This is a genomic window from Algoriphagus ratkowskyi (assembly GCF_002150505.1).
Lineage (GTDB): Bacteria > Bacteroidota > Bacteroidia > Cytophagales > Cyclobacteriaceae > Algoriphagus > Algoriphagus ratkowskyi.
Genome location: NZ_MSSV01000001.1, coordinates 282,810 through 309,230, shown reverse-complemented (window position 1 = coordinate 309,230; position 26,421 = coordinate 282,810). Strand labels below are relative to the sequence as shown.

Annotated in this window: 16 protein-coding genes; 12 read left to right on the top strand and 4 right to left on the bottom strand. The window is 40.2% G+C overall.

Translation table 11 applies throughout. The annotated features are described in order from the left end of the window. Window positions 1-20: 20 nt before the first annotated feature. Window positions 21-719, bottom strand: coding sequence for a ferritin-like domain-containing protein (locus tag BVH02_RS01275; RefSeq protein ID WP_086497957.1), 699 nt, complete (start codon window positions 717-719; stop codon window positions 21-23). A 241-nt stretch (window positions 720-960) separates the two neighbouring features. On the opposite strand from BVH02_RS01275, the gene BVH02_RS01270 reads away from it, so the two are divergent. The 6 genes from BVH02_RS01270 (at window position 961) to BVH02_RS01240 (ending at window position 10,418) form a co-directional block, all read left to right on the top strand. Continuing rightward, on the top strand, window positions 961-1,773 hold the full coding sequence (locus tag BVH02_RS01270; protein WP_086497955.1) for a creatininase family protein: 813 nt from the start codon (window positions 961-963) through the stop codon (window positions 1,771-1,773). A 58-nt stretch (window positions 1,774-1,831) separates the two neighbouring features. Next, window positions 1,832-3,007: an FG-GAP repeat domain-containing protein gene (locus BVH02_RS01265; protein WP_086497953.1), complete on the top strand. Its 1,176-nt coding sequence runs from the start codon at window positions 1,832-1,834 to the stop codon at window positions 3,005-3,007. A 304-nt stretch (window positions 3,008-3,311) separates the two neighbouring features. Further along, on the top strand, window positions 3,312-5,975 hold the full coding sequence (locus BVH02_RS01260) for a DUF7133 domain-containing protein (protein WP_086497951.1): 2,664 nt from the start codon (window positions 3,312-3,314) through the stop codon (window positions 5,973-5,975). 1,601 nt (window positions 5,976-7,576) lie between these two features. Then, window positions 7,577-8,842, top strand: coding sequence for a hypothetical protein (locus BVH02_RS01250; protein ID WP_086497947.1), 1,266 nt, complete (start codon window positions 7,577-7,579; stop codon window positions 8,840-8,842). 394 nt (window positions 8,843-9,236) lie between these two features. Further along, entirely contained in the window at window positions 9,237-10,019 is a 783-nt protein-coding gene (locus tag BVH02_RS01245) for a glycerophosphodiester phosphodiesterase (RefSeq protein ID WP_086497945.1), read from the top strand. 6 nt (window positions 10,020-10,025) lie between these two features. After that, window positions 10,026-10,418 carry a DUF1801 domain-containing protein gene (locus BVH02_RS01240; protein ID WP_086497944.1) on the top strand — a complete coding sequence of 131 codons (393 nt, stop codon included), beginning with the start codon at window positions 10,026-10,028 and terminating at the stop codon, window positions 10,416-10,418. Window positions 10,419-10,514: 96 nt separating this feature from the next. Here the strand turns inward: BVH02_RS01240 and BVH02_RS01235 are convergent, their stop codons facing one another. Further along, entirely contained in the window at window positions 10,515-12,674 is a 2,160-nt protein-coding gene (locus BVH02_RS01235; protein WP_086498259.1) for a S9 family peptidase, read from the bottom strand. A 585-nt stretch (window positions 12,675-13,259) separates the two neighbouring features. Here BVH02_RS01235 and BVH02_RS01230 point away from each other — a divergent pair. The 4 genes from BVH02_RS01230 to BVH02_RS01215 all read left to right on the top strand — a co-directional run bounded on the left by BVH02_RS01230 (window position 13,260) and on the right by BVH02_RS01215 (window position 18,431). Beyond that, window positions 13,260-14,213, top strand: coding sequence for a carbon-nitrogen hydrolase family protein (locus tag BVH02_RS01230; protein WP_086497942.1), 954 nt, complete (start codon window positions 13,260-13,262; stop codon window positions 14,211-14,213). A 476-nt stretch (window positions 14,214-14,689) separates the two neighbouring features. Next, window positions 14,690-15,562: a geranylgeranylglycerol-phosphate geranylgeranyltransferase gene (locus BVH02_RS01225; RefSeq protein ID WP_111357076.1), complete on the top strand. Its 873-nt coding sequence runs from the start codon at window positions 14,690-14,692 to the stop codon at window positions 15,560-15,562. Window positions 15,563-16,114: 552 nt separating this feature from the next. Beyond that, window positions 16,115-17,197 (top strand): glutamate 5-kinase, encoded by a 1,083-nt coding sequence (proB, locus tag BVH02_RS01220; RefSeq protein ID WP_086497939.1) that lies wholly within the window; start codon window positions 16,115-16,117, stop codon window positions 17,195-17,197. Beyond that, on the top strand, window positions 17,190-18,431 hold the full coding sequence (locus tag BVH02_RS01215) for a glutamate-5-semialdehyde dehydrogenase (protein ID WP_086497937.1): 1,242 nt from the start codon (window positions 17,190-17,192) through the stop codon (window positions 18,429-18,431). Before proB ends, BVH02_RS01215 begins: the two co-directional genes overlap by 8 nt. Window positions 18,432-18,919: 488 nt before the next feature. Here the strand turns inward: BVH02_RS01215 and BVH02_RS01210 are convergent, their stop codons facing one another. After that, window positions 18,920-19,993, bottom strand: a complete 1,074-nt coding sequence (locus BVH02_RS01210) for an agmatine deiminase family protein (protein WP_086497935.1) — start codon at window positions 19,991-19,993, stop codon at window positions 18,920-18,922. Between the two features lie 3 nt (window positions 19,994-19,996). Next, entirely contained in the window at window positions 19,997-20,872 is an 876-nt protein-coding gene (locus BVH02_RS01205; RefSeq protein ID WP_086497932.1) for a carbon-nitrogen hydrolase, read from the bottom strand. A 430-nt stretch (window positions 20,873-21,302) separates the two neighbouring features. Between BVH02_RS01205 and BVH02_RS01200 the strand changes: the two genes are divergently transcribed. Both BVH02_RS01200 and BVH02_RS01195 read left to right on the top strand, forming a co-directional pair. Continuing rightward, window positions 21,303-21,485, top strand: coding sequence for a hypothetical protein (locus BVH02_RS01200; protein WP_086497930.1), 183 nt, complete (start codon window positions 21,303-21,305; stop codon window positions 21,483-21,485). Between the two features lies 1 nt (window position 21,486). Next, window positions 21,487-26,421 carry a PAS domain S-box protein gene (locus tag BVH02_RS01195; RefSeq protein ID WP_086497928.1) on the top strand — a complete coding sequence of 1,645 codons (4,935 nt, stop codon included), beginning with the start codon at window positions 21,487-21,489 and terminating at the stop codon, window positions 26,419-26,421.

Sequence of the window (26,421 nt, the reverse complement as noted above, 5' to 3'; positions counted from 1 at the left end):
TTGTAGTTTATGGTGGTGGATTATGATGGCAATTGACTGAAATCAATTGGCGTCTTTACGTAAGTACTAGCGGCAGTCAAAACTTGCGAGAAGTTCAACGTACGCTCTAGTCCATTTGCATCGATCAAATCATCTCCTGCAAAATCTGCAGAACCTGGATTCAATAGATCTCTGATTGCAGCCGCATGTCTTGCTTCTACTGAGACTATCTTTCCTGCAATTAATAAATAATCAACACTTTCTAGGTGTTGTCCAGCACCATTGTAAGCAGCTACCCCTAAATCTTCAAAGGTTTTAGCAGCATTCAACACTGACATTCTATCTCCAAAATTAATAGAGCTAAAATCTACTTCAAGACCTGCTATGGCAGCAGAGCCAAGAGCAGCTTTGAAAAATTCACGATGAGCTCTTTCATGCTTCTCTACATCTCCCAAAATTGTCTTTTCTTCAGCGCTTGCATTGGCGAAGTATCCACCTGTGATCACTGCTGCGTAGAATGCTGCTTCTAGTTGCTCCAAAGCATAAGCATAATTCAAGATTCCAATATCGCCAGAGCCTAGTTTCACTCCGCCCGTTGGCATTGGATCCATGTCTACAATATCCTTGCAGCCTACCATGATCAGTCCTGCGGCAGCTACCGAAAGAGAGCCTGTTCTAAGGAACTGTCGGCGATTAGCATTTTGAATCAGTCCTTGCGGCTTAATTAATTCATTTTTCATTTTCTGATTGTTTAGGTTAATAATCCGGTTTTGGTTTTCATAATATTTAAATACTAAAAACAGTATCTATTTTGATCGACCTGGTACTTTAAAGACAATTACGAAGCCTTTCTCTCAAGTGGATTTAGTAAAGCCCAAAGTTTTTTGAGATTAATCAAAAATTCATAAGTATTTTTAAGTTAATACGCTGTATCTCATTCCCCTTACTTTATCCATAACATGCTTTTTAAGTGATATAACCATGAAATATTTAGTTTTAACATGTATTTTGATATTTACGCTTTTACAGATTAATGCTCAGCAAAAAATTTCTACCCGAGAAATGAATCGAATCAATTGGATGGAGTTTGCAGAATATGTTCCTGGGAATATAAATTCCGTTTTATTACCGACTGGGACATTAGAACCCCATGGTGTGATAAACAATGGAGCAGATAACACGGCTCCTGAGGCAATGGCTTTAGCTATTGCAGATGACCTAAATGCCCTCATCGCTCCTACGCTTAATTATGGCATTACGGGAAGCATGGCAGCTTTCCCAGGTGCTTTTCAAATTACCGAAGAAGCCTATCGCCCTTTCATCAAAGATATCCTTAGAGGTCTGGCAAAAAATGGCTTCAAAAACATCATCATCTTAAATGGCCATGGTGGTGGTCAAACCAAAGTTTTGCAAGAAGTAGCAGCTGAGGTAGCCACAGAACTTGGCGTAAGAACCCTCGTTCTGAACTGGTGGTCATTTGCCTCGGATGTAACTTTGGAAGTATTCAAAGAAGATGGTGGTCATGCCGGACTCAATGAGACTGCCTATATACAGGCTATCGACCCAACTTTGGTACATAAGGAAAAATACAGTGCTGACATGGCAACTGCATATCCTGCAACTGGAACTTGGTCTGCTAGCCCCTTCCCATCATCTATCGGACTTTACAAAGAAGGTCAGGGATACCCAAATTTTGATCAGGCACAAGCACATGAGTATTTCAAAAAAGTAAATGCAAAAGTATCAGCCTTCATCCAAGAGATAATTAAAAAGTGGGATTTGGCGGGCCTGTAATTACTTTAACAGCAAATAAATTAAAGTGCTAAAATCAAATCCTTTAAACTTAATAGTTATGAATATTAGAATTTTTAAAAAGGTTACTGTGAGATTAACCGGTTTTATGGCAGTACTCCTCTTCTCAAATTTTGCTGTAGGCCAAGACCAAGATTTCAAAAAAACAGTGATCTCTCGAGAATTCCTTTCGGAAGGTGTAGCCGTAGCTGATATTAACAACGATGGTCAACTCGACATCGTGGCGGGTTATTACTGGTTCGAAGCTCCCCATTGGGTACAACATCAACTTTCACCGTCTCGGGCTTTTGACCCAAGAAAGGAATACAGCAATTCCTTCTTGAATCTTGCAATGGATGTGAATCTCGATGGCTGGGACGATGTGATCATCATTGATTATCCTGGCACTCCAGCTTATTGGTTTGAAAATCCAAAAACAGAAAGCAACAACTGGCAAAAGCATATCATCGCAGACTCAGTGGGGATTTCGAATGAATCTCCTGCATTTGTGGATATGGACGGAGACGGTAGAGTTGACATTCTATGTGGTGATTACAAGACCAGACAAATCATCTGGCTACAAGCCCCAACAAAACCTGGAGAGACAGAATGGAAACGATTTGCTCTAACGGAAGAAAATGTCCCTGGCACAGACCGCTTTTCTCATGGCCTTGGATTTGGCGATATCAATGGTGACAAAATCAATGACGTGATAATTTCCGAAGGCTGGTTTAAAGGTAAAACAGACCTGAAGTCAGCGGATTGGATCTTTTACCCTGCGGCCATCAGCGACAAAGCCGCTCACATGCAGATTTTGGATGTAAACGGTGATTTAAAAAATGATGTAGTTAGCTCGTCCGCACATTCAATGGGTGTTTGGTGGCAGGAGTATCTCAATGATTCAACCTTCCAAACTCACTTGATCAACAACCTCACTTCACAGACTCACGCCACATTTATGGCCGATCTCAATGGCGATGGAGATATGGAAATGATAGCTGGAAAAAGGTATTTGGCGCACAACGGCAATGATGCAGGAGATGATGACACTCCTTACTTATTTTACATAGAATTTACTCCATCAATAAGCCCTTTTTTCCGAGAACACATCATTGATAACGACTCGGGTGCTGGTCTAAACATCGCTGTACAAGACATGAACAAGGATCAAAAACCTGACATTGTGATCGCAAATAAGAACGGGATTTTTCTATTTGAAAATCAGATAAAAAGGTAAAAATGATTGTTGTCAGATGTCTACTTGACAAAATCCTTTAAAGAAGATATTGTCTGATGCTTTTGTCCTTTAAGAGGCAAAATAATAATTGCATTAGTATCCATAGAAAGATTTAAATCATTCATTTCGGCTTTTTCAATACAAGATCATCTATTCTGGTCCAGCTACACGCCATTTATCCTAGCATAGTTCCTACAAACAAATGAAGGTGTGGATCCAGTTTTAAAAAAAATTGAATCTGGTATCTTTGACTGCAAAGAGTCAGCAGCCTCAACATAATAAACCTCTTACACTAGTTATTAATATGTCAAAAATTTCACTTCCAGTAGTAGCATTAATTGGCTCTATACTGGCATTTGGATGCGCAAGTCCCGATACCAGAAAAGCCGACTTAGAAGAGCTTATCAATTATTATCCGCAATACCCCTTAGACACCGCGAAGCACGGTGCCGACAGTACTGAGCTGATCATGACCAATTTTGCCGGCCCGGATATCGTTCCATCTCCAGCAGCTTTGGCAGTTTCCTCTGACGGAAAAGTATTTGTAGGGGTGGATATGATGGGTTCTTTGGGTAAAGAAGCTGGAAAAGGAGCTATTGTCCGCCTGGTAGATAGCAATAACGATGGAGAATTGGATTCTCATACGGAATTCGTGAAAGTTGATAATCCTCGAGGAATTATCGCAGTGAGAGATCAGGTCTTCGTGCTTCACACTCAGTTTTCTAAGGCTACCGGCAAAGCCGAAGGAATGAACTTGGTGGTTTTTGAGGACAAGGACAATGATGGTGTGGCTGATGGTCCTGCCAATATGCTGATAGAAAGCATTTCTTCACCTGAATCTATCCGTTCTCGTGGCACAGATCACTCTACTAACGGAATCAGAATGGGCATCGATGGCTGGATTTATATAGCTGTAGGTGATTTTGGATTCCACAATGCTACCGATAGAGATGGCAAGAAAATGACCATGCTTGGCGGAGGCATTGTACGAGTTCGCCCTGATGGCACCGAAATGGAAGAATACATCCATGGTACTAGAAATATCTATGATGTAGCCATCGATCCATTTATGAATATTTATACACGTGGCAACACGAATGATGGTGGTGGCTGGAACATTCGTTTCATTCATTACACTCAATCAGGCGAGTATGGTTATCCTAACTTTTTCAAAAACTTCACTGAAGAAACGATCCCGGCACTAGTTGATGTGGGAGGAGGATCGGGTACCGGCAGTTATTTCATGGATGATGATCGCTGGCCAGCCAAGTACAATCACGTGCCGATGATGGCGGATTGGGGCAGAAGCCATTTATACATTCACCGTGTGACGATGGATGGCGCTGGATTTACACAGCAGCAGGAAGAATTCATCAAACTTCCACAGATCTCAGATCTTGATGTTGATGGTTCTGGACGTATGTTCCTAGCAGCTTGGGATGGAGCGGGATATTTCGGTAGTGAGGATAAAGGCTACGTAGTTCGTGTGGTGCCAAAAGATTGGACTTATGAAGTTTTTCCTGATTTGAAAGCAGCAACAGTAGAAGAATTGACTGCCATGCTTAAAGCACACAACTCAGTTTCACGCTTCCACGCACAGCGTGAATTGCTAGCTCGTTTCCCCAATGAAGCTGGTGCAGCTGCACTTTCTGTAGCGACTGACAAGACTTTAACTCTTGCAGTGCGAGTAGCAGGCATTTACACCTATGCTCAGGCAACTTGCGAAAGTGGTAATGGAGAATTAGTAAAATTAAGCCAGGATGAGAAAGTAAGAGAATTCGCACTTCGCGCAATGGCTGATCGTAAAACATGTCTTCAGGGCGTTCCAATTGATCCATTCATCGAAGGGGTCACTGATCCAAATGACCGTGTGAAATCAGCAGCTATCATAGCTTTGGGAAGAATAGGAAATCCAGAAGCTGCTAAAGAGCTATTAAAAGTAAATGTACCCTCTTCTTTCAAGCAACCTGAGAAAGGGACTGAAGGTCCACATGCGACTCCTAATTCAGCAATTATCCTTCCACACGTAGCTGTAAAAGCATTGGTAGAGCTTAATGCAGTCGATGAGACTGTGAATGCTATAGGCACAGAGAATTCAAAAATTGCGCTATGGACTTTACGTTACATGCACGATCAAAAGGCTGTTAATGGACTTATCAAAGCTTATGGAGCTACAGAGGACATGGAGCTGAAGGCAGAGATCCTGGGTGTGCTGTCTAGATTATACACCAAAGAAGCTCCTTACGATGGATCTTGGTGGTGGGGAACTCGACCTGACACTCATGGCCCTTATTATAAAGGAATAACCTGGGAATCATCTGACCAAATCAAGGACTTTTTATTAGGAGAGCGTAATTCCTACGAAGACCCTACCAAAAGACAATATTTCACTGAGCTTAATGAGCGTAACAGAATGAATATTGAAGAGTTTGGTGAAGATCAATCCAATTTAGTAATCCAAGAAACTGAGGTTGATTTGGAGAAAATCAAAAACAAGAAAGGCCAAGTGGGCAACTCGTCTATTGAAGATGTGATGATTGCAGTACAAGATCTTAAAGGCGATCCTATCAAAGGAAAAGCACTATTCACCAGCCAAGGTTGTGTAGCATGTCATAGCATCGAAAAAGGTCAGCCACTGAAAGGTCCATTTATGGGACAAGTCGGCTCCATTATGAACCGCTCCCAGATCACTGAGTCTATCCTTAAGCCGAATGCATCCATCTCTCAGGGCTTTGCTTCTGTGCTTATTTCTACCAATGACGATAAAAGCTACATGGGCTTTGTCACAGCAGAAACGGCAGACGAAGTGGTGCTGACAGATATTACAGGCACAGCTACCAAACTAGACAAGAACACAATCAAAACACGTAAGATCATGGAAACATCTATGATGCCTGCAGGCTTGGTCAATTCACTTTCCTATGAGGAATTAGCTTCATTGATCACTTATTTGCAGCAGCAGAAGTAAGTTTCAGCTCGTTTGATCTTCTTATCTAAGCACCTTGGGATTCAAGTATTCCAAGGTGTTTTTTTTTGGATTAAACCGCGGGGAACACAGGGGTTTACGCAGAGGCCACAAATTGAGATTTAACTCCCTGTATGGCTCAAGTCTTTAAATTTGGACTCAGGACAATGCTATCTTCGGACTGCTTCCAATGTTAATTTCCCACCATAGAATGAATTGAAAATTATTTGTATTCGACGCCCTTCGGGGTCGTCCAATCTTTTGGTTGATCTTCAAACCATGGGTTTCACACATGGCTATTCATGGTTCGATCCTTTCAGGATCATCAATTGGAAATAGCACAATTAGAATGGTGTTCACCGAAAAATGATTTTGTTAAAAAGACCACAAAGTGGTCGAACTTTTCAATAGCCACGGGTGAAACCCGTGGAACAGTTAAACCCATTTTGGACATGGCAACCCTGAAGGGTTGAACTTTTTTGAAAAGGATTACAAATCCCTAAAAATAAAAAAAGATTAAACTGCTTTGAACACGGAGGTTTACGCAGAGGCAACAAATTGGGATTTAATTCCCTGTATGGCTCATGTCTTTAGATTTGGACTCAGGACAATGCTATCTTCGGACTGCTTCCAATGTTAATTTCACATTATAGGGTGAGTTAAAATTATTTGTGTTCGACGCCCTTCGGGGTCGTCCAATCTTTTGGTTGATCTTCAAACCATGGGTTTCACCCACGGCTATTCATGGTTCGATCCTTTCAGGATCATCAATTGGAAATAGCATAATGAGAATGGTGGTCACCGAAAAATGATTTTGTTAAAATGACCACAAAGTGGTCGAACCTTTCAATAGACACGGGTGAAACGCGTGGAACAATTAAACCCATTTTGGACATGGCAACCCTGAAGGGGTTGAACTTTTTTGAAAAGAATTACAAATAGCTAAAAATAAAAAAGGATTAAACAGCGGGGAACACTGAGGTTAACGCAGAGGCCACAAATTGGGATTTAATTCCCTTTATGGCTCAAGTCTTCAGATTTGGACTCCAGGATTATGCTATCTTCGGACTGCTTCAAATGTTAATTTCCCACCATAGAGTTGAAAATTATTTGTGTTCGACACCCTTCGGGGTCGTCCAATCTTTTGATTGATTTTCAAACCATGGGTTTCACACATGGCTATTCATGGTTCGATCCTTTCAGGATCATCAATTGGAAATAGCACAATTAGAATGGTGTTCACCGAAAAATGATTTTATTAAAATGACCACAAAGTGGTCGAACCTTTCAATAGCCACGGGTGAAACCCGTGGAACAGTTAAACCCATTTTGGACATGGTAACCCTGAAGGGGTTGAACTTTTTTCACCGCGAAGATCGCTGAGTTTGTCGCAAAGATTTTTTTTAAGGAATGTATAAGTCCTAGCAATTTTCTTGGCTAACTCTGCGTCTAATGATAAATATCGGAAGCTATAAAAATCCATGATATTGAAAATTTAAGGTTCGACGATAAATCAGTTTTTAATTGGTATAATTTTTTAGTTTAGAATTGTTTTTTAATTTGAACTGAATTATACATTTGAATCTCAAAATAGTCCATCCCAAATGAAAAAAAACTTGCTGATTTTTCTGCTATTTCTGCCTTTGTTTTCATGTGAAACTGGAGATGAAGACCCAATAATTGACAATGAACCTGAAGTGCCTTCACAAGGCCCTTTTACCGTAAATATTCCCTCAACCTATCTATCTACGAGAAACGAAGTTTGGCTTATTCTCCATGATTTGGATGGCAAACCTATTGATTACGCAAAAGTTGATGCAGCCGGGGAGACAGAATTTGATGTGGATAGAGAGAAGAGATATCATTTAAGTTTATTCATGAGGAATATGTCATCCGACATGGATATTAATTTCATCCAGACTTTCACAAACATCAAAGTCACAAGGAACATTAATTTTGGATTAGCAAAAGCAGGGAGAAGCACCCCAGCACCTACTGGGAATTTTGATGTGACCATTAAGCTCAACGATTATGGGAATTCTGCCTATGCGTCATCTTCATTTAATACGTATCAAACTTCCTCCTATAACCTTGAGTACGACATACACCTCACTACTCCTCTTTATGCTAATGAAAAGAAATACTTAGTGTCTGTGGGAAATAGTAGTGGTCAAACACGATACACCTTTTTGACAGACCCGGAGAAAGACAAGTCATATAGTTTCAATTTCGAATCTCTGAAATCTTACGACAAGACGATTAAAATAGAAAACCTATCCTCTACCTACCTTTATTATTCAGTGAATGCAATGATTGAGAATAATGGATTTTATGTTCCTAGCTACTTAGTAAGTAGTAACAAGTTTGGTAGTCCATCTCGAGAGCTAGGTTATTTGAATGAATTTAAAATTTATTCCACGAGAGTTGAGGCATCTCCGCAAAAAGATGCTAAGACTACTTCTCATTATTATAAACTTGGTGATGTGCCTGAAAAGATCAACTTTCTTAATATCCCTGAAATCCAAGTGCAGAAGAAAGAAATCACTGATTTCAGTTTCTCTCTTTCACCAGAAGCAACAGATTTTGTCGTCGTATTTGATTATCCAAATTTATACAGCTACCCAGAGCCAATTAAAAATGTGAGGTGGTTTGTTCGAGGCAACACTTCTTCCTTTGGTCTTGAACTACCTGCAGAGATAAAGACCACTTATCCCCTGCTTTCAGATCTAAGCAAAATGCAAGTAGAGTCAATAGATATTATTAAAAGCAGTACTTCCTATGATCAGTATATTGTTGATGAATTTGTGGAGGTTCCAACACTAAAAAAAGTTGAAATCTTATCCATTCGACAATCCTATCCAAAGAATTAATTGCAGTTAAGCCCAGTGCAATTGGAATACTAACCTACTCACCTTAGAGCCTAAAGATTCTAAGGTGTTTTTTTTATTACAGCAGTGCACGCAGAGATTTTGCTGTGGGAGCAAGTCAATGTTGCCCTACTTGTCCCGCTTTGTGAATTTTCTGCTATGAGATTTTCCTGCTTATCCAGAAGCCGGAATAGCCTAAAACCATCATTAGTCAATGCTCAAACTCAATGATCATATAGGTCAAATACCTATTTCTGATCTCCACGTTTCGCACCGTGTCCACTACGGTTGAAACTCTAAATGATTAAGTTTTTGTGAATTCTGACAAACGGGATAGTTCGTATCCCCCGATTTTATAGCTTTGATTTCCTAGTTTAAATGTAAATAACCTTACCTCATGAAATCAATCTTCCTCACACTACTTACTTTTTTGATAGCCAGCTCAGCTACTTTCGCACAAAATTCCTTTAATAAAAATAAGGTGATCGCTCACCGTGGTGCATGGAAAACACAAGACATTCCACAAAACACATTGGCTTCGCTGAAAGAAGCTGTAAAACTGGGTTGTGAAGGTTCGGAATTTGATGTTTGGATGACTTCTGATGGCATTTTGGTGGTGAATCACGATGCGGATTTTGAGGGAATTGATATCGAAACTTCTACCTATAAGGAGCTTTTGACCCAAAGACATGCGAACGGCGAAAAAATTTCTACCGTGAAAGAATACCTGAAGGCTGGAAAAAAGCAGAAAGTAACCAAATTGATTTTTGAATTTAAGCCTTCTAAAATCTCAGTAGAGAGAAGTATAGAAATAGCCGAAAAATCTGTGCTAGCCGTGAAGAAAATGAAAGCCGAGAAATGGGTGGAGTACATCACTTTCAGTTACGAAGGAGGTTTGAAAGCAATCGAAATGGATCCAAATGCAAATGTGGCTTACCTGACAGGAAACAAAACTCCTGCTGAATTAAAAGAAGCCGGTTTCTTCGGTTTTGACTACAATATCAATGTGCTAAAGAAGAATCCTCATTGGATCAAAGAAGCTCAGGAATTAGGTTTGACGGTGAATGCCTGGACAGTAAACTCTGAGGCTGATTTGAATTGGATACTGGACCACAACCCAGATTTCATCACAACCGACGAGCCTGAGTTACTGTTCAGACTGATAGATGCGAGAAAGTAAAACTAAATGAATCCCGAAATCAAATCATACAACCAAAATCAAACTCCTTCAGACCAAGTAATTTGCGAGAGTTTAGCTGCGACTATTGATTCTGTCTTAACAGATGCAACGTGTAAAATTTGGCATGCACATCCTGTATGGTTTTTAGACGAAAACCCAATTGTAGGATACAGTAAACAGAAGGCTGGCATTCGTCTTATGTTTTGGAGTGGGGCAGATTTTGAAGAAGAGGATTTAAATAAGAAGGGTAAAAAATTCAAAGACGCTTCTATTTTTTACAACACCATAGCAGAAATCGATGAAGACAAATTGATTCACTGGCTCGAGAAATCAAAAAACATCCAATGGGACTATAAAAACATAGTCAAACGGAAAGGGAAACTTGTTCGATTGAAATGATTAATCAGTAGGTGTACACAAAAGTATGCCCCAATAATTTTGATAATTAGAGGGGCATACAACTTTTAAAATATCTAAGAATTAATTAATTGCGCATCAATTTGGATGCTCTACATAGCGTTCAAAGAATTCGACAATTCTACCCATTCTATCTAATCTGCGATGCACAGCACCTGAGCGTGATAGCTCATGTCCTTCATTTGGATAGCGGACGTATTCTACTGGCTTGCCCAATATTTTCAAACTTTTGTAAAGCAACTCAGACTGTCTCACTCCTGTTCTCAGGTCATTGTCTCCGTGAAAAATCATCAGTGGAGTTTCAATATTCTGCACATAAGTCTGAGGACTGTTGTATTCTAATATCTCCTTTACCCCTTCTTCCCATGGGTAACCGAAATAATTTGGCACCAGTCTCCAAGCATTCCCTTCTCCCATAAAGAAAGTCAACTCATAGACCCCTCTTTGCGCAAGCGCAGCCTTGAATCGATTGTCATGACCAACAATCCAAGCTGCCAAATAACCCGCATAAGATCCGCCGGTTAATACCAATTGATCTTCATCGATCCAAGAATATTCCTCTCCTGCTTTATCCAGGGCAGTCAAAACATCCTTCGCTGGACCATCGCCCCAATCCTGATAATTTCCTTTTTGGAAGCTTTTTCCATATCCACCACTTCCTCTAGGATTGGCATAAACAACTCCGTAACCTCTACCGGCCAACACCTGGAATTCATGCCACATGCTTGATTCGCCTGGACCCCACATCGCTGTAGGCCCACCGTGCATCTCAAGTAATGTAGGGTATTTTTGACCTTCTTTCAAGCCGTAAGGAGGCATCACCCAGTAATCCACATTAAAGCCATCTTGCTCGAATCGATGTGCAATAGGTTGAGAAACCCATCGATCTGCTAACCAAACGCTGTTGTAATGAGTTAGAACTTTTTCATTTTTCCCTTCGATAGTAGCTGCATATATTTCACTTGGGTTAGAGACTTCTGTTTTGGAATAAACTAATTTCTCTCCCAGAACATCAAAACTATTAATGCCGACAGGCCCAGAAATCACCGTATTTACCTTTCCGTTAGAAACAGTTGCACGATACAATGCAATACCTCCTTCATTTGCTCCTGAGAAGTATACACTCTTACTATCTCCAGACCATTTGGCATCGCCAACTCTACGATCTAATTCCTCAGTAAACCACTTAAGTCCAGAACCATCCGTCTTTACTGTACCGATGAGACTTTGGTTGAATGCTCTATCTTCTGTCTGCTGACCTGAAATCAAAATCAGTTTGCCGTCAGGAGAAAATTGAGGACTGCTGAGACGGTAATTCTCTTTCTGAAGAAATATAGATATAGCTTTGTCTGAAAGATTGATTTTATACAGATCCGAATCCTGAATATCGTCAGGATGCTCTTCGCTTTTTATACTACTAGCCAAAATATAAGTGCCATCTGGCGACCATGCTGCTCCACCGAAACTTTGGTAGCCAGAAGTCAGGATCTCGGATTTTTTGGTTGCTACATCGATTACTCCTAAATGTCTGAAACTTATATCGGTGGAAAGCCCTCGCTCACCTAGGAAATTCACTCGATCGATTACTGTAGGGTCATTTTTGGAGGCATTCTTAGCCAGCCACGCTCTCAATTCGGCAACATTTCCATCCATATCCGTCTTGGTGGAATCTTTGGATAGGCCATCTTTTATAGCTGCATAATTTGGCTCATCGCCAAACTCGCGACCTGGACGTGGATAAGTCCAGCTTGGAGCACCTTCCATCGCCCACATCGGCATTGATATAGAAAATAAAATCTTCTTGCTATCTGGCGACCAAGTAGGCCCAGAAGCTCCGTGCTTCTCAGAAGTGAGCACCTGCGCTTCACCGCCGTCAAGCGGCAAAATCCAAACCTGAGACTTGCCTTCCCATGCTTTGGTAAAAGCTAGTTTTTTTCCGTCAGGAGAAAGGCTGTAGCTGGAAAGATCGTAAGAAGGACTATTTAGAACTTTTACGATTTCAGGATTTGCTACATCCATCATCAACACCTGGCTTTTGTACTCGTATTCCTTCTCTTTGTTTGTCTCGATAAAGCTTTTTACGAAAATAACATTCTTGCCATCAGGCATAAATTCAGGATCAGAAACCGTCACGATCTTGACCATATCACTGAGTTGGATTGGCTTTTTGTCTTGAGCCGCCAACAGGCAACTCCAGAGAAGTAAGACCGATAAAACTGTTATATTTTTTAATCTCATACGAATGATTGGTTTGTTGATATGCAATTTCTGTTAGTGAACTTATTAAAAAAAGTAAGTAGTTGGGTAGAAATCATGATTGAAAGTGAAATTAAAGGACAAGCAGGTGTAAAAGCGTTTAATAGGAAAACTACGAATTAAATAATATGATTATTTGCAATCATGCCAGTACCCAAAAATTCTTTGCTCATCAGGTCAGAAGACCGAAGAAGGGTGACCGAAGCGGCCTAAATTCTTGAGTTGACCAAATCCTATTATGCTTTTGATTCTTTACTGGTAACAAAGCGGATATACATATTATATAATATGATTGTACGCAATCGTGACAATAGATAAATAATATTCTTTAGCACCTCGACAAGCTCGGTGTCCGGAGATATTTAGTCTTGTTATGGGGAGGAAAAAGTATGATAAGACCACAGTTTGGCTTTTCCTATATATCGATCTTTTGATAGAGGTAATACAATGCCGAGGTCAACTGAGAATATTTAAGCAACAAGTTCACCTGCATGACACAACTCTTACTCCTAACTTCAATTTTGATCGGAGATCACATTCTGGTAATTTCGATTAAACTTGATTTACATGATCCCTTCCAATCTCTTGAAAGTAGCCATAGCACAGATTTCACCCATCTGGCTCAATAAAACAGCAACCCTTGAAAAGGTAAAAACCTCCATCACTGAAGCCGCAGCTCAAGGTTGCGAACTGATTGTTTTTGGCGAGGGCACAGTTCCAGGATATCCATTTTGGCTGGCCATGACAAATGGAGCTGCTTGGGATGATCAAGTGCAAAAAGAAATTCATGCACATTATGTGAGAAATGCTGTTCAAATTGAGAATGGAGAGCTTCGGGAGATTCAAGAACTCGCTAAATCCTTAAAAATAGCTATCTATTTAGGCATTATTGAGCGACCATTTGATCGTGGTGGACACAGCATTTATTGCTCCTTAGTCTATATCAACTCTGACGGGGAGATTAAATCTGTGCATCGCAAACTTCAGCCAACATACGAAGAGCGGCTCACGTGGGCACCTGGAGATGGACATGGCTTGCAAGTTCACCCACTGAAAGAGTTTACAGTTGGTGGTTTGAACTGCTGGGAAAATTGGATGCCGCTAGCTAGAACTGCACTGTATGGATTGGGGGAAAATCTGCATATCGCCGTATGGCCTGGGTCGGTTAGAAACACAGAAAACATCACTCGAATGATCGCTCAGGAAAGCAGGTCTTTTGTGATTTCTGTATCCAGTTTGATGAGAAAAATAGACTTTCCGTCTGACACACCTCATCTAGATTTAATTTTAAAAAATGCTCCTGAAGTTTTGGCGGACGGTGGATCATGTATTGCCGGACCGGATGGTAAATGGGTCATAGAGCCTGTGGAAAATAAAGAAGGCTTACTGATAGCGACCTTGGATTTTAATCGAGTATTGGAAGAGCGTCAAAACTTTGATCCGGTTGGGCATTATTCTCGTCCTGATGTGCTGCAGCTAAGTGTGAATCGGGAGAGGCAGACGAGTGTGAAGTATGAATAAGTTTTTTTTTAAACACAAAGAGGCACAAAGTTTTCGTAAATGAGTAGGGACATCCAATCTATCATTTTGAGCATCAATGGGTTTTCAATAGAGTTCAATACCGCCTTTGTCCGAGTCTCCACGAACGAATAATATTTCATTAATCAACTTCTATGGCTTTGCAAGCCTGCCCCATCTGGACTGAAAATGGGAAGAAAAGGTTTTAAAAAATGTTACTGCTGTACATTTATTTACAACCGTACTTTCTCATCAACAGTTGATACCTCCACATAATCAAATTATATCCTTTTGCGCGCCCTCCGCGAAACCTCAGTGTGCTCTGCGGTAATAAATCCACATACCGAGACATTTCTATAAATGTGTAAGGAATTGAATCTATTTTTGAAGTATGAAATCGAGTTTGACCAAAACGTCACACTCTGGCATGCTCTAAGCCATGCGAGATTCCATCTGACCAAAAAAACAAAATAATACAGATGAACACCATGAGTGCTGAAAGAATTATTTCGGTCCGAGGACTTTTTCGGATCAGCAGACCGATTAATCTGCTGATGGTGGCTTTTGCTCAGTTAATGACGGCCTATTTTTTAGTTGGAACTTCCAATTCTGGTCTCCCAGTCCTTAGAGATCCTAACCTTTACCTTATCATTGTATCCACCTTGATGATCACCGCAGCAGGCTACATGATCAATGATTATTATGACGTTAAAATCGATTATGTCAACCGCCCAAGAAATGTAGTAGTAGGCAAAGGAATCAAACGCCGTATGGTATTATTTCTTCATACACTACTTAATTTCACTGCCATTGCCATTGGATTAATTGTAAGCCCAAGCTTCGCTTTGATCAACTTTGTTGCAGCATTTTTACTTTGGGTTTATAGCAATCAACTCAAAAGACAGCCTTTTATCGGTAATTTTACCGTCGCACTCCTTACTGGTATTTCCATTTTTTTGATTGGTTTTTATTTCCAAAAATCAGAGCTACTGGTAATGACTTATGCTATTTTCGCTTTCTTCTTAAATCTCATCCGAGAGATTATCAAAGACATAGAGGATCGACAAGGAGATAGAAAGCACGGATGTCGCACATTGCCGATTGTTCTAGGATTTCGAAAGACTAAGGCAGTTATATTTCTGATCGCAACAGTATTTGTCTGTGCGATCCTAGTAGTCACTATCAAGCTAGATCGCCCATTGATTTATTACTATTTTGGAGGCTTAGGGATCTTTTTCACCTATTTTATGTATAGGATTTACATTGCTGACCGCAAAGACCACTTCACTAGATTGAGCACAATTGCCAAGGTTTTGATGCTGGTGGGTACGCTGAGCATGGGGTTATTGTAATTAGGAATTACGATTTACGACATCACCTAATACGGATGCTTAATTAGGAAAAAATGAAATCTACTAGCGAGTTGATCCCGTAATATGATTATCCACAATCTTGCCAGTACAGAACCCTAATCAGTATATGATCTAGCAAAATGATAATATTTTTAGGATTCTGAATTTGCAGTTACATGTGGCGCCGTCCCTATAACTTTACGGACGTGCCAAACGATTCATGACCCGGTATGTAAGTTCAGGGAGGTTGATGAAATTATAAACTGTAGCTCTGAAAGGGTGCAGCTTCACGGTTTCGCCCTTTCAGGACTACAAACGCATATAAGTTCACGACCCCCGGCTTTGCCGAGGTCCATGAATCGTTTCAATCCTTCGGATCTTTTTCGAACTCTGGATTAAATTCATGATACATAGATATGTTATAAATTTAGCTAATGGTACAAAAGTAGATATACATATCTCACTAATGACAAACCTAAATTCGTAAATGAAACAGTTCATTTCTTAGCTATTCCACATCATCTTCCCTATTTTCATGCAAATTTCGCAATAATGCTAGACAGCAAATTACTTGTAATCAAGATCGGGTCAAACGTTTTGACTCAGGAAAATGGACTTCCTGATTTGGACCGCATGGAGAAACTTGTGGCACAAATCCAGGCTTTGATTTCAAGCGGAAAGAAAGTCGCTTTGGTGAGTTCTGGTGCAGTAGCTTTTGGCCGGCAAGCCATCTCTCTTCCTGAGAAACTCAACCCTATAATAAAAAAACAAATCTGGGCTTCTACTGGTCAAATACGTCTAATCAATCAGTACCAAAATTTCTTCGAAAAGCACGAACAGCCGGTGGCTCAGATCTTGGTTACTAAGGAGGATTTTCGAGACAGAAAGCATTTTCTAAATATGAAGAACTGCGTGCAGGCGCTTCTTTCACAGGGTATTTTGCCAATCATAAATGAAAATGACACCGTTACGATCACCGAGCTGATGTTCACCGACAACGACGAACTCGCAAGTCTCACCGCTGCGATGATCAATGCAGATACTATGATGCTGCTGACGAATGTGGATGGGATTTTCACCGGTAACCCTTCAGACCCTAATTCGAAACTTATAGAAAAAGTGGAGTCGAGCATGCCCGAAGTTTCCAACTATATTTCAGCTTCTAAGTCTTCTTTCGGGCGCGGTGGTATGCTCACCAAGTATGCCATGGCCAAGAAATCTGCCGATCTAGGAATACAAGTGGTCATCGCAAACGGTAAGCGGGAGAATGTGTTGGGTGAGTTTGCAGACAAAACACTTCGCTGTACATGGTTTGAACCTCAAAAAGTAAAACAGGGTGCGAAGAAATGGCTCGCTCATGGCGAACAGTATTACGTGGGAGAAGTGACCATAAACGAAGGAGCTAAAATCTCACTGACCGCCGAAGTGATCCGAAGTCTGTTGCCAATTGGAATTATTAAACTGGAGGGTGAGTTTTCCAAGGGCGATATCTTGCTGATTCGAGATGAGTCTGGCCACAAAATAGGACTAGGCCGCGCAGAGTATTCTTCCAAAGTAGCCAATGAACGAGTTGGACAAAAGAACCAAAAAGCATTAATTCACTACGATTACCTCTATATTTTCGATCATGACTGAGTATCAACATATTTTTGAAGGAGTAAAAAAAGGAGCTAGAAAACTGACTGGACTCTCAAATAATAAAGTCAATCAGGTCTTGCACAATCTGGCGATTTTGGCGGTAGAGAACACCTACTTTCTTCTGGAAGAAAATCAAAAAGATCTGGATCGCATGGATAAGGACAATCCCATGTATGATCGCTTGTTGCTTACAGAAGAACGCATCCTAAATATCGCCGGAGAGATTATTCAGGTGTCTGCTTTACCAAGTCCTTTACATCATGTATTGGAAAGTAAAACGCTGGAAAATGGGCTTTCTCTGGAGAAAACTACTGTGCCTCTTGGCGTGATAGGAATTATCTACGAGGCTAGGCCAAATGTAACTTTTGATGTATTTACTCTGGCACTCAAATCCGGTAACGGACTCGTACTGAAAGGCGGTTCGGATGCAGATTTCTCCAATCGCGCGATCATGAGTTTGATCCATCAGGTACTTGAACTTAATGAATTACCTACTTCAGCATTCCAACTTTTACCTGCCGATCGAGCTGCGACAAAAGCACTCTTGGAAGCTGTAGGTTTTGTAGATGTGATTATTCCACGTGGTTCTCAGGGGCTAATCAATTTCGTCAGAGAAAATGCAAAAGTGCCTGTAATAGAAACTGGAGCTGGAATCGTGCATACCTATGTGGATGAATCTGCAGATCTGGAAAAGGCCAAAGAAATTGCCTTCAATGCCAAAACCCGACGACCAAGCGTGTGTAATTCTTTGGATTGCCTGATTGTTCATGAAGATCATTTGCCAATCTTAAATGACTTAATCCAACCAATGCTGGAAAGCAAGGTTCAGGTATTTGCCGATGAAAAAGCCTTTGCAGCTTTAAATTCCAACGAATTGATTTCTAAAGCTGACGAATCCCATTTTGGAACAGAATTCCTCGGACTGAAATTATCCATAAAAACGGTGGGGAATCTGGATGAAGCGCTGGATCATATCGAGGCCTATTCTTCCAAGCATTCCGAAGCTATCATCGCAGAAAATCAGGAAACCATAGATCGCTTTCTCCTCGAAGTAGATGCTGCTGCTGTTTACGCAAATGCTTCTACTGCTTTCACCGATGGTGCTCAGTTCGGCTTGGGAGCCGAGATAGGCATCAGCACCCAGAAACTTCATGCGCGGGGACCAATGGCTTTGAATGAACTTTGCAGCTACAAGTGGATTGTGAGAGGAAATGGGCAGGTTAGGAGTTAGTTGTTATTAGTTGCATTGACGATGCCTGATTTCGATTGTCACTATTCTGTCTAGTATCTGATAAAAGTATTTGCCCGCTTTGAAGGACTTCATAATTGTATTGAAGTCAAGACAGTTTCCATGGAAAAAAATCTTTTTATTCTAATCTCATTAGGATGGATTAGCTATCTTTTTTTCGATATTATATCATTGGCAAATCAAAAGAAGAAGAACAAATCAAAGGATTAAAATATAGCTTCTGGGCTTTGGATGAACTAGAAATTAGCTTTGAGAAAAAGATCCCGCAATGGCTATTTGGCTTTCTCTATTGAGCAAAAATGGTCTGAAACATTTGATTACAAATCATCCCATCTAACTGAAAATCTATATTTTATGTACAATATTTCATGGCATAAAAAAACCTTCGAAGTCAATTCAGAAAGTGATCTGAATAGACTTAGAAGGTTATATAACGTTGCGCCTTAGAGTCTTTGCGAGAGGCTAATTTTCTAAACAGAAGGTTCCTGCTGACTCAAGCAGTGAAAACTCCCAAGTCCCCAGATAATATCCGTGCTATCAATCCCTACAATTCTACGCGTTGGAAAGCAATCAGTAAGGATATCCAAGGCTTTCTGATCATTTTTATCACGGAAAGTCGGAACGATTACAGATTCATTGGCTATGTAGAAATTCGCATATGAAGCAGGTAGTCTCTGATCATCATAGATCACTGGAGCTGGCATAGGTAGCTCAACCACATTAAGTTGCTTGCCATTCTCTAGTCGCATCTTATTAAGACGCTTCAAATTCTCGGTAAGCAAGCCATGATTTTCATCGGCTACATTTTCCTCCACTACAGTCACCACAGTATCTTCATTGACGAATCGTGTGATGTCATCGATGTGTCCATCAGTATCATCACCCACGATGCCATCTCCTACCCAAAGAATGTGATTTACTCCATAGAAATCCTGAAGGTAGCGCTCAATCTGAGCTTGTTTAAGATGCGGATTTCTATTTTCATTCAATAGGCAAGCTTCAGATGTCAAGAGTGTCCCTTTACCATTAAATTCTACAGAGCCTCCTTCCATGACCATCCCTGGAGTGAAATAAGGAATCCCAAGTTCTTCAGCGATTTTAATCGGAATCTGGTTATCTAGATCGTGAGGTGGATATTTTTCACCCCAAGCATTATAGTTCCACTTCACGAGCACTTTCTTCACATCAGCTTTTGGATTGATCAAAAACGCTGGTCCATGATCACGACACCACGCATCATTGGTTGGAAAAAAATGAAATCGGATCTGACTTAGATCTACTCCAGCTTTTTCCAGATGTGCTAGTGCAAAAGTTTTCATAGCTTCATCAGCCACATTGATATTTACTTTTTGGCCTTTGGAAACCTCCTTGATAAATAGAGAATAAGGGGCATAGATTGTTTCGATTTTGCCAGGCCAAGAAGCTTCCTTATGCGGCCAACTTAGCCACATGGACTCCTGAGGATCGAATTCTGCCGGAAAATAATATCCAAGACTAGCGGGAGTAGCCGCACCTGTTTTGGCGAGTTCAAAAATATCTTCCATAGCTTATTCTTCGTCGAGGTAGCGCTGAGTGATAGGTTGGTAAGAGTCGATTCTTCGATCACGAAGGAATGGCCAGTGAGTCCGGTATCGATCCGAACCTGTCAGATCCAATTCTTCTACGTGAACTTCCTCTTCCAAATGAGGTGCTTTGTAAGTCACCCGACCGAAGGCATTGGAAACAAAACTTCCACCCCAGAACTGCATTGGTCCTTCCACTCCAGTACGGTTAACAGACACTACTGGAATTCCATTCGCTACTGCATGCGAGCGTTGGATGGTTTGCCATGCGCCATATTGCTCGTCGTTTGTTGCTTCGTCCTGAGTACCTGCCCAACCGATAGCAGTAGGGTAAACCAAGAAGTCAGCACCTTTAAGTGCAGTAATTCTAGCTGCTTCTGGATACCATTGATCCCAACAGATTAGCACTCCTATTTTTCCGAATTTGGTTGGGAATACCTTATACCCTAGATCACCTGGAGTGAAGTAAAATTTCTCATAATATCCCGGATCATCTGGGATATGCATTTTTCTGTATTTACCCAGATAGCTGCCGTCTGCATCCAAAACAGCCGTGGTATTGTGATACAATCCTTCAGCACGTTTTTCAAAAAGTGAAGCTACGATCACGACACCAAGTTCTTTGGCCAATGAGCTCATAGAATCTGTGGATGGGCCGGGGATAGACTCGGCAAGTTTAAAATTCTCGTAATCTTCCACATCACAAAAATATAGCGAGCGGAAAAGCTCCTGAAGTACCACGACTTGAGCGCCCTTTGCCGCAGCATCACGCACACCTGCAATGGTTTTGGTCATGTTTTCGGCTACGTCTCCAGAACAAGTCAACTGGACTAAGCCCACTTTTACAGTTTTATTTGCCAAAATAGTTCGGTTTAAATGAATTCAATACAAAGATACTTTTGCCCCTTGCAATTGCCAAATTGAGAAGTTCAATAGCACATTAAAGCAAGTAGAATAGCAAAGATCAGAATAACGGAAGGAGAGTGAAAAAGATTCAGAAAGCTAATTTCAATGTTTCTCACCCTAGTCACTGCGAGGAGCTACTTCCTTTCCCAATTCTTCGTGGAAGAAGCGGTCTGCTCGTGTTAGTCAGATTGCTTCGTTGGAATTGCTCTGTTTTGACTGATTCCACATCACAACATGGTAGCTATGTATAGCAATTACATATGGAAAAGACGAAGAAAACTTCCATAAAAGTAATTATATCTGCAAAATTGAATCGTTTACCCCGCCTATACCCCATTTTGCCTTAACTTAAGAATTCCATTAAAACCACTTTATCGCACGCTATATGAAGTCCTTTAAACAGACCGTACTTTTTACGCTGTTACTATTCATAGAAAGTTATAATCTACATGCACAAGTGAAACCTATTTTTGAAAATGGGGAAGCTCAGATTATCCCTGCACGGAAAGATTCATCCAACTGGATTCCACTTGAACTTTTTATAAATACTATAAAAACAGGTTTATAGCATGGAACAAACTCAGCTGCCCCACCTCTTACTTGATCAAAGCAGAGACCTTTTTTGGATCATCAACCTTGATTTCCAATTGATTTACGCCAATAAAAAGTATTTAAGCATTGTGAAAACAGTCAGAGGGACTGAACACAAACTATACGAATCTATCTTTATAGAAGACTTTGGAGAGGAAGTTATCGAAAAATGGAAAACCTATTATAAGAGAGCTTTTAAGGGAGAGTATTTTGAAATAGAAGATCATCACTTCAACCCCAAGGCAAATGAAATTCAATATGGTCAAACTACTTTTGAACCAGTATCAGGAGAGGATAGTAAGATTTTTGCCGTTGCCTGCCGATCAAAAGATATCACACGGATAGTAAAACAACGATCTGAAGCGAATCAATTGATAGACTCCTCGTTAGATGTTTTTTGTACAATTAATAAACATGGCAACTTTGTATATGTTAGTGCTGCCAGCACAAATCATTGGGGTTACGCACCCGCAGAGCTGGTAGGTAAACCTTACATGAATTTTGTTTTGGAAGAGGATTTTCCCAAAACCATTGAAATATCTGCAAGCATACTAAGTGGTCAGGACATTAGGTCTTTTGTGAACAGGTATATCAAAAAAAATGGTGATATCGCTTATAATATTTGGTCAGTAAGATGGGACCCAGCTACTCAACTGATGTATTGTGTAGCCAGAGATGGTAAGGAAAAAATTGAGCAGGATGAAAAGATTCTCCAAAGCGAGCAACGGTTCAAAGCCTTGGTTCAGGAAGGTTATGACCTTTTCGCGATTATAAATTTGGAAGGATATTATATTTATATGAGTCCTTCCAGTACAGGAATTATAGGCATTCCTCCAGAAGAATTTATTGGCAAATATGCTTTTGAGTTTATTCATCCAGATGACGCTGAACGAACCCTAGCCAGCCTAAAAAAAGTAGCGAGCGAAAGAAGGGTATCAGTCCCCATGTACCGAGCTAAAAACCAAAAAAATGAATGGCGATGGGTTGAGACTGTGTTATCAAATATGATCGATAACCCTACAATAAACGGCATTGTAGTCAATTCAAGAGATATCACGGAAAAAGTTGAGCATGAAGAAAAAGTTCTTCTAAGCGAGCAACGATTTAGAGCGCTGGTTCAAGATGGCTCTGACCTAATAGGAATACTAGACGCAGAAGGAAGATACACATATGTAAGTCCTACAAGTATTGCTGTTCTAGGAATTGCTCCAGAAGAATTTATTGGTAAAAGTGCATTTGAATTCATCCACCCTGATGATGTAGAAAGAACAGCAGAAGGTTTGCAGAAAATAGCAATTGAAAGCAGGATTAGTTTAAAACCCTTTCGTTTTCTAAACAAGAAAAAGGAATGGCGTTGGGTTGAAACAGTGGTTACTAATATGTTGGATAATCCTGTAGTGAGAGGAATTGTAGCGAACTCAAGGGACATCACAGATAAAATAGAAGAGGAACAGAAACTAAAACTCCTCGAAAGTGTCATTACCAATACAAATGATGCCGTTTTGATAACCGAAGCGGAGCCATTTGACGAACCTGGACCCAAGATCATTTATATCAATGAGGCATTTACCAAAATGACTGGATATACAGCCAATGAAGTCCTAGGAAAAACACCAAGAATTCTTCAGGGACCTAATTCCAATAGAGAAGAACTGGCAAAGCTAGGCCGTAAAATGAGAAATTGGGAGCCTTGCGAATTAACCACCATAAACTATAAAAAAAGCGGAGAAGAATTTTGGATAAACTTTTCGTTGACTCCGGTAGCAGATGAAAATGGCTGGTACACCCATTGGATTTCTATTGAACGGGATGTCACTGAGAAAAAAACCAAGGAACTTGAAAAAGATCTGATTAATGAAATAAGTAAAATATTCAATCAAAGTATTGACAATGACTTGACAAAATGTCTGACGAAACTTTGCGCGCACATAACTAAGTTTGGAGACTTTGATTTCGCTGAAATTTGGTTGCCTGCTATTGACGCTAAAACAATTAATCGGGTCACTAATTACGCTGAAGGCAAGGCTGGAAATACCTTTTATGAAGCGACCAAAGAAATAAAGACTTGTGCCATAGGCGAGGGAATGCCCGGCTATGTTTGGGAATATCAAACGACAGAGATTTGGGGGAATTTCGAGGGTCAGTGGCTTACAAGCAGAAAAGTGGCTGCGATGAATGCAGGTATAGTGGCCATGATGGGAGTGCCATTGAAAGATAAAGAAGAGGTTATAGGTGTGCTGCTGTTAGGTACGCAAAAAACGAAATCGGCTTTAGTCCATTATTCAGCTCTACTGCAAAAATTAGAGTCTTCTATCGGTGCCGAACTAAGTCGTAAGAAAATTGAAATCGAATTGGCTCAGATTTTTGACTTCATCCCTGGAATCATTTGTGTTGCAGGTTTTGATGGCTATCTAAAACGGATCAACCCAGCTGGTTTAGAATTACTGGGATATTCATTAGAAGAAATGTGCTCACAGCCGATCAGATCATTTGTTCATGAGGATGATAGGCTGAAGACCAAAGATCAGCAATTCAATCTATACAGTGGGGGAAGACAATCCAATTATGAAAACCGGTACATCACCAAACAGGGCAAAATAGTGTGGTTGAGCTGGTCGGCAACTTCAGCACCGGAGCATGGTATTATCTATGCGGTTGCAAAGGATATTACGGAAGAAAAGAAACTTAGGGAATTAAATCGTCAGGCTAATCAGTTGGCCAAAATTGGAAGTTGGGATATTGATTTAGTGAATCAAAGCCTTTTTTGGTCAGATGAGGTTCATAAAATGCATGAAACGGACCCTAAATTATTTATACCAAAATTAGAAACAGGTATCAACTTCTTCAGAGAGGATTTTCGCGAATTAGTACAGCAAAACATAGAAAATTCTATCTCCTTCGGAACCCCATTTGATTATGAAGCTATTTTAATTACTAAAAACAAGACTGAATTGTGGGTGCGTGCCACCGGTAATTCTGAATTTATAGAAGGTGAATGCAAACGGATTTTTGGAAGTTTTCAGGACATTGATGAACGAAAGAAATCAGAAATAAAACTGGCGGAAAGCGAAAATAAGTTTCGCACTATTTTAGAAGCAGAACCAGAATGCGTAAAATTATTAGACTCGGATGGTAAACTTTTAATGATGAACCAAGCAGGTTTGGCAATGTTGGAAGCTGAGAGCGAGGAGCAAGTGCTAGGGAAAGCTGTAATAAATATTCTATTGCCGGATCATAGAAAAGCATTTGCTGATCTTATAAAAAATGTATTTAGAGGAGAGGCTGGGAAACTCATATATGAGATTGAAGGGCTTCAAGGCACTCACCGCTGGTTAGAGACACATTCTGTACCGATGAAGAACGAGCAAGGGCTTATCACTTCATTATTGGGAATAACGAGAGATATAACAGAACGTAAGGAAGCGGAAGAGAAAAGGTCTAGTCTGCAGGCAACCATAGAAAACAGCCTAAATGAAATTTATATATTCGATGCTGATACACTCCAATTTATATATGTCAACAAAGGTGCGCTTAATAATCTTGGCTATTCAGAGGAGGAAATAAAAGAAATATCACCTCTTGATATAAAGCCCGATTTCACATCTACTTCTTTCAAAGAGCTTATAAATCCATTGGTAACTGATGATCAGAAGAAAATTATATTTTTCACCAATCATCAACGGAAAGACGGAAGTACTTACCCTGTGGAAGTCCATTTACAATTTATAATAGAAGGGTACAACAAAAGATTTTTAGCAATTATCCTGGATATTACCGAGCGTAAAAAAGCAGAATTAAGTATCCTCCAAGCACACGAGCGATTTGAAAAAGTAACTGAAGCAACCAAGGATTCTATTTGGGATTGGGATCTAGTCAACCATACATTTTACCGATCCAGTTCAATTGAAAGGTTTTTTGGAAAAGAAGCTTCCGCTTCTCTTAAGGAAAGTGAATTCTGGAAAGATAAATTTCATCTAGAAGACCTTCCCAAAATACAGGCGAGCTTGGATGATGCTATTTCAGATCCATTATGTTCCCGATGGGAACTAGAATATAGAGTATATAATGAAAAAGGTGAAATACTGTATGTAATCGATCGGGGAATTATAGTCAGAGATATAGAAGGGAAAGCGGTCCGTATGGTTGGAGCTATGGCTAACGTGACGGAGCAAAAAGTGATGCAAATTCAGTTAAATGATCTGAATCAAGAACTTCAAAAATACACGCAGGAACTTGAGCGTTCTAATGAAGAATTAGAACAATTTGCTTTTGTTGCTTCCCATGATCTACAGGAACCACTGAGAATGATTGCAAGCTTTATGGATCTATTGAAGCGGAAATACGGAGATCAATTGGACGAAAAAGGACACCAGTATATTCACTTTGCAACAGATGGCGCCAAAAGAATGAAGCAGATCATTCTTGATTTATTGGAGTATTCTAGAGCAAGTAAACCTACTGAAGGAACAGAAGAGCTAAATCTAAACCAAGTAATTGCTGATTTTAAGCAATTACGGAGAAAACTCATTTCAGAGAAATCGGCCTCTTTTACACTTCAGGAACTACCAACCTTAAAAACGTATAAAGCAGTGGTAACGCAAATCTTTCATTGCCTGCTTGACAATGCACTGAAGTACTCTGATAATCCAGTACAAATCGAGATTGAAGGAGTGGAATACGAACATGAATGGAAATTTTCAATCAAAGACAATGGGGTTGGAATAGATCCTCAATTCCACGATAAAATATTTGTCATGTTCCAAAGATTACAAAATAAGGATGAATTTGCTGGGACAGGAATAGGTCTTTCAATTGCCAAAAGGCATGTAGCATTTTTAGGGGGCAAGATTTGGTTGGAGTCCATCCTCGGCGAAGGCACAGTATTTTATTTCACAATTTCTAAAATCAAATAG